This window comes from Thiohalobacter thiocyanaticus (genome assembly GCF_003932505.1).
GTDB classification, from domain to species: domain Bacteria; phylum Pseudomonadota; class Gammaproteobacteria; order Thiohalobacterales; family Thiohalobacteraceae; genus Thiohalobacter; species Thiohalobacter thiocyanaticus.
The window spans coordinates 234,183-243,135 of the sequence record NZ_QZMU01000002.1 but is presented as its reverse complement, the minus strand read 5'-3'; the positions used below and the strand labels follow the sequence as shown (position 1 = coordinate 243,135).

4 protein-coding genes, 1 tRNA gene and 2 pseudogenes are annotated in these 8,953 nt (G+C 62.1%); 1 reads left to right on the top strand and 6 read right to left on the bottom strand.

The window, feature by feature from the left end; all coding sequences use genetic code 11:
- Nucleotides 1-2,461: 2,461 nt before the first annotated feature.
- The 5 genes and pseudogenes from D6C00_RS15340 to D6C00_RS16245 all read right to left on the bottom strand — a co-directional run bounded on the left by D6C00_RS15340 (nucleotide 2,462) and on the right by D6C00_RS16245 (nucleotide 5,916).
- On the bottom strand, nucleotides 2,462-2,749 hold the full coding sequence (locus D6C00_RS15340; RefSeq protein WP_125182682.1) for a hypothetical protein: 288 nt from the start codon (nucleotides 2,747-2,749) through the stop codon (nucleotides 2,462-2,464).
- A 1,690-nt stretch (nucleotides 2,750-4,439) separates the two neighbouring features.
- Nucleotides 4,440-4,511, bottom strand: a tRNA-Asn gene (locus tag D6C00_RS15335).
- A 394-nt stretch (nucleotides 4,512-4,905) separates the two neighbouring features.
- A complete protein-coding gene (locus tag D6C00_RS15330; protein WP_255416807.1) occupies nucleotides 4,906-5,637 on the bottom strand; it encodes an aminotransferase class I/II-fold pyridoxal phosphate-dependent enzyme in 732 nt (243 codons plus the stop codon).
- Nucleotides 5,612-5,683 (bottom strand): annotated as a pseudogene (locus D6C00_RS16430) (hypothetical protein); the annotation flags it as partial. The gene D6C00_RS15330 and the pseudogene D6C00_RS16430, both read right to left, overlap by 26 nt.
- Nucleotides 5,680-5,916 (bottom strand): hypothetical protein, encoded by a 237-nt coding sequence (locus D6C00_RS16245; RefSeq protein WP_241546956.1) that lies wholly within the window; start codon nucleotides 5,914-5,916, stop codon nucleotides 5,680-5,682. The gene D6C00_RS16245 and the pseudogene D6C00_RS16430, both read right to left, overlap by 4 nt.
- A 284-nt stretch (nucleotides 5,917-6,200) precedes the next feature.
- Between D6C00_RS16245 and uvrB the strand changes: the two are divergent.
- Nucleotides 6,201-8,229, top strand: a pseudogene (uvrB, locus tag D6C00_RS15325) (excinuclease ABC subunit UvrB).
- 307 nt (nucleotides 8,230-8,536) lie between these two features.
- Here uvrB and D6C00_RS15320 read toward each other — a convergent pair.
- Nucleotides 8,537-8,944 (bottom strand): c-type cytochrome, encoded by a 408-nt coding sequence (locus D6C00_RS15320; RefSeq protein WP_125182681.1) that lies wholly within the window; start codon nucleotides 8,942-8,944, stop codon nucleotides 8,537-8,539.
- Nucleotides 8,945-8,953: the final 9 nt, after the last annotated feature.

Here is an 8,953-nt window from a genome sequence, read left to right as displayed (position 1 = left end):
TGTTGCGCTCCGCGTTGTACATATCGTTTTCGCTGCTGCTCGTACCTGTTATAGGCCGTTGCGGGTTCCAGCTATCCCGAGAATATCGATCCATGCTGGTACAAATGCTATGTGTTTGTTTCGGCGGAGCGGCCTTGGGCCTGGGGGGATCGGGGCCGCATAATAGGCGCGCTGTGATCGATCGGGGTTACCCTGTTTTTCCGGATCCTGTTCCGAGATCTATCTGGAAAAGCGTTCGATAATCCGTGTGCTCGGGCGGCCCCGAGACTCGGCTGCCTGTGCAAAAGAGCTTGGTGGCCCAGTCTCATGTTTTTGGTTCACCCCCACCCTTACTACATATGGAAGTCGACTCAGACTTGTGTGTCCTGTAGATATCATGCGACAAGCTAGTCAATGATGTTTATTTGTTGACCGGTGGTTTTCACGCTACACGCGCAGTGGGAGAAGGTATTCTTCGACCAGAGGCGCGGGTCATTGTCAGGATGTTCCGGTTTACGCATGGATCGTTTCCGGCACGCGTCTGTGCTCTGCCCCGCGAACTAGATAAGCCATGGTACCCGTCCAAGGAGCGGGTCTTCGCTTTCACTGCCGGGTGCCTTTGTCTGAGCTCGCCTTCCGTGGATCCTGCCAGGTGGATGCGTTCCTTGCCCGGGCGTGGCCGACGACAGGTTGCACGCAGGCGTGATCCCTGATGGATGCTTCCCACCTTTTATTGAACATTCGGATTGCTAATGTTACGTTGAAAAATTTACCGGGCCTGGTATAACTCACGATACGCCGATTCATCAGTAGCCTCCGTTAGCAGCTGGAAATATACAATAATGTCGGATGTTGAACCTTATCATTGACTTTGAAATCGATAGGGGTTGCGAATTACCTGGTCGAATATGTGCCCATATCGGCGTTTCATACATGGGGGGGGGCACGGATGTCTGGGCAATGCTAAAAAAACCGGATTATTCGAGGGAGAGGGGGGCGCCGGCTTCGCCACGCCCGCGGTTGCTTTTGCTGCATGACGTGTGATGTGGCCGGTGGCCTGGTCGCCAGCCCCCTGGACCAGGTTCAAATTTCGAGTCGATTCCGTCTGCATAATCTACATGGGGCGGTGTGCGCTGGCCTGCCCTTATTCTCATGGGTATCTACAGATTGCCGCCTTTTCCCCATCTATTTCGGTGCTCTATCGCGGCACTTGGCGTTTTTCCTCTAGCCGGATCTGGTGCGACTCATCAACTGCGGTGGCCGTGGCGCGGTTGTCCGGCATGGCGCTCATTTTCATGTTCCCCCGCCTTGAGGGCATGCACCGTTCCCTGTTCCCGCTCTATATTGCTGCTGTGTTTTTTTCTTTCCTCGGGGGACCACGCTTTTCTTTATCGCTTGGTTCAAGGACCGCAAACTTACTCCGCGGGCAAAGGGTTTGAATGGTTGGCGCCGGGCGGTTGGTGGCGAGATGCTGGTCCGTGGTACTCTTGTTTCGCGATCCGGACAACAGCCTGCAGCCCCCCACTTGCCTCTTGTTCTCGTATGATGTATGTTCAGGATTAAACGTCTCTGTATCGATATCCACGGCTATCAGTGGTGGCCGGAGATGGCGCTTTCGATTACCGCAGTGGTGGCAGACGCATTCGGTATTCGATATGGTGACTCAGCCATGCCCTCGGCCTACCACCGCTCCTCCCTCGAGAGATCCGCCATGTCGGTGCTGAAACTGTGTGAGGAGCTGCACCTTGCCCCCGTCGGTGGAACCCTTTCTTACCCTTTCGCCACTGATTTATCGCCGACCCTACGATTTCTTCTGCGGCTTCCTTCCTTACGACCTGATGCCGGTGCGCGTCACACCGGGGCCCTGCTCGCGAGGTATCCATCGAGGTATCTGCTGGGGCGGGGACCTGTCATTGGATATGCCTGCTCTATTCGTTCGGGGATGGGGGGCAAGTCGTTATCTGGTCAGGGCGGCGGCGTTCCATCGGTTCGGAGCTGTGCCGCCCAGGTTCGCCCAGGCTCGGTCTACTGTCCCCTCCGCTGCTGGGGAATCCGGATCATTCCCGAGTTCAAACACCTCGCTTCATTCTACATCCCTCAATACTCAGATTCTTGAACTGACCACCCCCATCCCCCCCCCCCGTCGGTCTCCTGACGATCGCGCTCGTCTCGGATACTGGGCGACGTGACGGATCCGTCCGCAGTGGAGGCAGGTGTTCGAGCCACCGCCGCGGTCATTCTCCATGCTGCCGCCTACAAGCCCGTACCGTGCTGGAGCCGCCGGTGCGTGAGCCTGCACCACACACGTGATCGGCACCCCGCGCGGTGTCGGATGTTCCCCGCCTCAGCCTTGCTTCGCAGGCGAGATCTTCGTGCTGGTCTCCACCGGACAAGGGCCGTCAATCCGGCTTTCCTTCCCCCCCCAACATCATGGGTTCTTGCGACCACGCGCATGGCCGGCACCGATCTACTTGCCCGAATCTCAGTAAATCCAATCGAAATCCGTTACATCACCGTTCGCTTCGGCAATGGATGGGCTCGGGCCGCCAGCGTGGTTGCCCCTGTCATGGAGCATGATTCCGCCCGGGGGCGGACGGTCGACCGTCACACCATTCCGCGACACCGCTTTCAGACCATCCGATGGCCAGCCAGTTTGACGCGACTTCTCAAGACCGGCGGGCGCCCTGCTGGCCCGCAGGCTCGCTGCCACTGAGCTGGTCGAGGTGGCCTCGGCCAGAAACTCGCCGCAGAACTTCACCTTCGCCTTCATATCCGCTCACACATCACCCACATCAAAGGGGCAACGAGTCTCGCGCAACTGGACATGCGCCCCCTGAAGGCGCGCCATTGCCGAGGCCAACCTGATGACGCCGCGCGCCCGGATTTTCACCATTTCTACGGCCGGCGACATCGCCCAGCTCGGCACCCCCGAGGAGATCGTCAACTGCCTGTGAACTGCTCGGCGCCCTGCGCGGTTGACGTGCGCTATGTCCCCTGGGCGAGCACGATTACTAACCTGACCTGGTCGACTACTGGCCGCAGCAGCTGGGGCCGGACTATTTACAGCTTCGTCACAAGGGCTTGCAATTCGTGGTGCTCAACAGCATCGTCACCTACGACGAGTGGACCCACAGGACTGGACACCCCCATGGCACGCATGACGAAATGGCCCGTCTGGGACATCCCAACGTCTCGCCCTTCATGGTCGACCGACCCAGCGCGAACTGGTTTGCGCCAGGATCTGGAGAAGGTCGACAAGGACACCCCGCTTGTGGTGATCTCGCACTCGCCGCTTGCAGAAGATCTACAAGGGCGGAACTTTGGACGACGACGCCGAGAAGTCCAGGCGCTTGATAAGCCGTTCAGGAAGGTAACCGTACTCTACGGCCCGTGCACCAGATCCAGTCAACCCGATCGGCAACATTCAGCTTCCACGCCGCCATGGCCATTGCCTGCGCCCGGGCCCTACCCCTCCACCTACAGCCAGGAGGCCAGCTACATGCCCAAGCTCACGGTAGATGATGAAAACGGGGCCGATCCTTCTTCGAACGGCGATGCCACCGGCTGGCATTCATCACACATGCACAGCGGCACGTGGACGTGCACTACACCCTGCCGGGACAACACACCGGGGTGGTCGCCTTCACCGAGGACAAGGCCCATCCGGAGGCCCGAAGTATCAGCGAGGCGAGCAGATCCCGCCGCAGGAACACTATTGACGCCATTCGAACAAGGAGAACAACCCATGCGACACGCATTACCAGGCAGTCCTGTTGCGCCGGGGCGCTCACACTCGCGCAGACGGAGCCCAGGCCGAAGAATTCACCGAAGCGGGACTCAAAAGAGATGGGAGGAGCCAGTCCTGACCGTGGTCCAGCGCGGCGCGGAAGCTGTTCCTGGCGGCCTGCGAGAGCAAGAACACGGTATCCTGCGACAGTTCCACCCCCCCAACGCCCACCACCACCCACCCGGCGACCTATCCGATGCGGGGTCTGAGCCGGTGTGAGCCCGCATCGTGGGGAAAAACCCAGCCCGCGGATGCCCCCTCCAACTGGCCGTGGTGGGCGCTAATCCTCACCCCGCGTATCTTCGGCTTCGGCGGGACACCCGCGCGGCGCCCGGCGGCGGGCGAGATCCAGCTCATCCGAGCCATTGCGCGCTGTGCTGCGGAGGAGCAGGTGCTGGCCTACGAGTTCCAGGGTTACGCGCTCTGACTGCGGCAGTCAAGCTGGGCTATTCTGATTGCGACAGTGGAATATGCCCCTCAAGCACCCTGAGCTGGCCGGAAGGGTCCGGTGCGTACCTGGACAGCCGTGGGCGGAGGGTCCCTCGTGTAACAAGGGAAAGCGCCTGAGAGGGATACATTTCCGTCTAGTCCGGCCTTCGCGCGACTGACGGAACAGTCAGGGATTGTAAACAAATTACAAGCTCCGCAATGACCGATGCGGGCCTTCGCGTTTTGGCTCCCGGGACGGGCTGACCGCGACCTAGTGATTAACAGTCACACGCTCTACCGACTGAGCTACCGGGGAAGGGCTTCAAAGGGCGACATCTTTATCTGGAGGCGCCGGCATTGGATCAAGTAGGCCATAAGAGCGCCACGGAATACCCGGAACACACGGAAAAATACTAATCTCAAGGGTTGTTTTTTCAAAGCCGGGCGCGCAGCGCCATGGCAATGACATATAAATTTCCGTGCTTTCCGTGTCTTCCGTGGCGCTCTTGTCATCTTGCTTATCCAGGGGAACTGAAAATGATTCCGCCGATCCGCCTCTGCAGCGTCTCCGGGGGAGGGTGGTGGCGCATGGACCGCCGCACATGTATGCCGGGGGCGCCGGAAAGGCCGAGCCGGGACCAGGGCACGTTCACCTCCTCGATCAGTTTCTCGGCGAACCTGTTCGGTGTGCCACGTCGGGCCGGGCGTCGTCATCGCCCTGCAGTTGGGGAAGGACTAGATGTGCTCGTGGCCGGGGTGCAGGCATGTACACCGGGCATGATCCAGGGCGGCGATCCCAGATAGTCGTGGCGCTCCCTCAGGCCTTTCGCATTGATGCGTGAGCTCTGGTCGCCGTTGAGGCCGCGACGGCGGTCGGCCTGGGAGACCGCGGCCGGGTTGGAGGTGCTCTGGGGACTGGATCCTTCATCGCTGGATCCAGCGGCCGCCGGGCCGCCGGCATCGCCCGATGCGCCAGCCGGTCCATGCGAATAGTGCCCTTGGAGACGCCCATTGAGCACGCTGGTGCGCTCATAGAGGTCCGGGCAGGCGTTGATGATGTTGACGAAGGGTTCGTCCGCCCAGCGGATGTGTTCGTACATGTCGTCGGTGGCGATCAGCACCTGCGGATGCCGGCGCAGCACCTCGCCCAGCGCCTCCAGCTCGGCCCGGTCGTAGGCCATGCCGGTGGGGTTGGAGGGGCTGTTGATCACCACCAGCCGGGTGCGCGGCGTGATGGCCGCCTCCAGCTGCTCGGGCAGGACCTTGAAGCCCTGCTCGATGCGTGCGTCGACGATCACCGGGTTGCCGTCGGCCAGCAGCACCGATGTCCGGGTAGGAGACCCAGTAGGGCGAGGGGATGATGACCTCGTCGCCGGTGTTGAGCAGGGCCTGGACCAGGTTGAAGAAGCTCTGCTTGCCGCCGCAGGAGACCAGGATCTGATCGGAGGTATAGTCCAGGCCGTTCTCGCGCCGGAATTTATCGATCACCGCCTGCTTGAGCTCGGGGGTGCCGTCGACGGCGGTGTGTATTGGTCGCCCCGGCCCGTATGGCCTCGATGGCGGCTCTTGATGTGCTCGGGGGTGTCGAAATCCGGCTCGCCGGCGCCCAGGCCGATGACGTCCCGGCCGGCCGCGCGCATTTCCGCTGCGCGGGCGGTGACGGCCAGGGTGGGGGAGGGCTTGACGCGCGAGACCCGCTGGGAAAGTGTTAAAGTAGTCAAAACCGGTTCCTGTGAGCTTGAGATTGAGTGCCAGACCGGCCTGCCATCATACTGTAATAGTGAGGGTCTGTTAACCTGACAGTTGCACTAAAAAATTTACAACATACCCGTGAAAGTCCGTATCTTCAGATCAATTCCTGTATGGCAGGTCCGCGGCTGGGCACCAGAAGGGCTGTCCACCCGGGTCCCATTTTCCGTCATCCCCGCGCAGGCGGGGATCCAGAAACCACGGCGGTATCTGGATCCCGGCCTGCGCCGGGATGACGACGGTGGATATAGAACTCATGACGCGTGATTTTGAACTTGCCACCCGGATGCAGCCGGCCGGGGACCAGCCCGCGGCCATCGAGGCGCTGGTCGAGGGCCTGGGCAGCGGCCTGGCCCACCAGACCCTGCTGGGGGTGACCGGCTCGGGCAAGACCTTCACCATCGCCAACGTCATCCAGCGCATCCAGCGGCCCACCATCGTGCTGGCGCCGAACAAGACCCTGGCCGCCCAGCTCTACGGCGAGTTCCGTGAGTTCTTCCCCCGCAATTCGGTGGAGTATTTCGTCTCCTACTACGACTACTACCAGCCAGAGGCCTATGTGCCGTCCTCGGATACCTTCATCGAGAAGGACGCCTCGGTCAACGATCACATCGAGCAGATGCGTCTGTCGGCCACCAAGGCGCTGCTGGAGCGGCGCGACACCATCATCGTGGCCTCGGTCTCTTCCATTACGCCTGGGCGATCCCCAATCGTATCTGAGCATGATGCTGCACCTGGTGCGCGGCGATCGGATCGACCAGCGCCAAATTCTGCGCCGGCTGGCCGAGCTGCAGTACACCCGCAACGACGTCGAGTTGCAGCGCGGCACCTACCGCGCCCGCGGCGAGGTGATCGACATCTTCCCGGCCGAGTCCGAGCGCGACGCCGTGCGCATCGAGCTGTTCGACGACGAGATCGAGAGCCTGGCCTGGTTCGATCCCCTGACCGGCGAGGTGCTCAACCGGGTCCCCCGGGTGACCATCTACCCCAAGACCCACTATGTGACCCCGCGCCAGACCATCCTGGACGCCATCGACGGCATCAAGGAAGAGCTGAGGGAGCGCCTCAGGCAGCTCTATGACAACAACAAGCTGGTCGAGGCCCAGCGCCTGGAGCAGCGCACCCAGTTCGACCTGGAGATGATGGCCGAGCTGGGCTACTGCAACGGCATCGAGAACTACTCGCGCTACCTCTCCGGCCGCGCCCCGGGCGAGCCGCCGCCGACCCTGTTCGACTACCTGCCGCCGGACGCCCTGCTGGTGATCGACGAGTCGCATGTGACCATCCCCCAGATCGGCGGCATGTACAAGGGCGACCGCTCGCGCAAGGAGACCCTGGTGGAGTACGGCTTCCGCCTGCCCTCGGCGCTGGACAACCGCCCCCTGCGCTTCGATGAATTCGAGCGTCTGGCTCCCCAGGGTATCTTCGTCTCCGCCACGCCGGGCCCGTACGAGGCGGAGCACGCCGGGCAGGTGGTCGAGCAGGTGGTGCGCCCGACCGGGCTGGTCGATCCCGAGATCGAGATCCGGCCGGTGGCCTCTCAGGTGGACGATCTGCTCTCGGAAGCGAAGGCCCGGGCCGCGGTCGACGAACGGGTGCTGGTCACCACCCTCACCAAGCGCATGGCGGAGGATCTGACCGAGTACCTGGCCGAGCACGATGTGCGGGTACGCTACCTGCACTCGGACATCGACACGGTGGAGCGGGTGGAGATCATCCGCGACCTGCGCCTGGGCGCCTTCGACGTGCTGGTCGGCATCAACCTGCTGCGCGAGGGGCTGGACATCCCCGAGGTGTCGCTGGTGGCGATCCTGGACGCCGACAAGGAGGGCTTCCTGCGTTCGGACCGCTCCCTGATCCAGACCATCGGCCGTGCCGCACGCAACCTGCACGGCAAGGCCATCCTCTACGCCGACAAGATCACCGGATCCATGGAGCGCGCCATCGGCGAGACCGAGCGTCGCCGGGCCAAGCAGGTGGCCTTCAACGAGGAACACAACATCACCCCCCAGTCCATCCGTAAGGCCGTGGCCGACATCATGGAAGGGGCCACGCCGGATGCGCCCATCCCGGCCCGGCGCTTTGCCCAGGTGGCCGAGGAGCAGCTGGAATACGGCCGCATGTCACCCGAACAGCGCCAGCGCCGGATCAAGCAGCTCGAGCAGCAGATGCACGAGCATGCCCGCAACCTGGAGTTCGAGGAGGCCGCGAAGGTGCGTGATGAGATCGAGCATATCCGCCAGGCCGAGCTGGGTGTGGGCCTGCATGATGCGGCGACGGGGTGAAGAGCGGGATCAAGTTCAAGAGCGCCACGGAATACACGGAAAACACGGAAAAGTTAAAAATGGCCACACGTCGGGTTACGCCCTCCGGCCTTAGCCCACCTACAGCTTGCAGTCCAGCGGGCCCCTGATTTCCGTCATCCCCGCGCAGGCGGGGATCCAGATATCGCCGCGGTCACTGGATCCCGGCCTGCGCCGGGATGACGAGTATAGGGGGAATAAGGATTTCATTGCCGGGCGCGAAGCGCCACGGCAATGACAATGAAGTTTTCCGTGCTTTCCGTGTATTCCGTGGCGCTCTTGATTATTCTCAGTGCTTCCCCGGCGCCAGCTCCACCCCCCGACGTTCCCAGGTGATGTAGGCCTGCAACGCCGTCATGCGCGGGTCGTCCAGCGCCAGTGGCTCGGTCTCCAGCGGGTTTTCGATGCACCAGTTGATCATCTCCGAGAGCACCGCCACCTTGCCCAGCTGCTGCTGGAACTTCGGATAGGTCTCCGGGTGGGTGTTGGTGGCGTTGGGGTGGCACTGGTCGCAGGATACCGTGTTCTTGCTCTCCAGGCCGCCATGGAACAGCTTCTCGCCGCGCTTGACCACGGTCATGAACTGCTCCTCCCAGCTCTTGAGGTCCGCTTCGGTGAATTCTTCGGCCTGGGCTGCCGGCTGCGCGAGTGTGAGCGCCCCGGCGCACAGGACTGCCTTGGTAATGCGTGTCAGCATGGTTGTTCT

Excerpts from the sequence above, each read along its gene's own strand:
- D6C00_RS15340 (WP_125182682.1), bottom strand. The coding sequence starts at position 2,749 with ATGAAGGCGAAGGTGAAGTTCTGCGGCGAGTTTCTGGCCGAGGCCACC.
- D6C00_RS15320 (WP_125182681.1), bottom strand. The coding sequence starts at position 8,944 with ATGCTGACACGCATTACCAAGGCAGTCCTGTGCGCCGGGGCGCTCACA.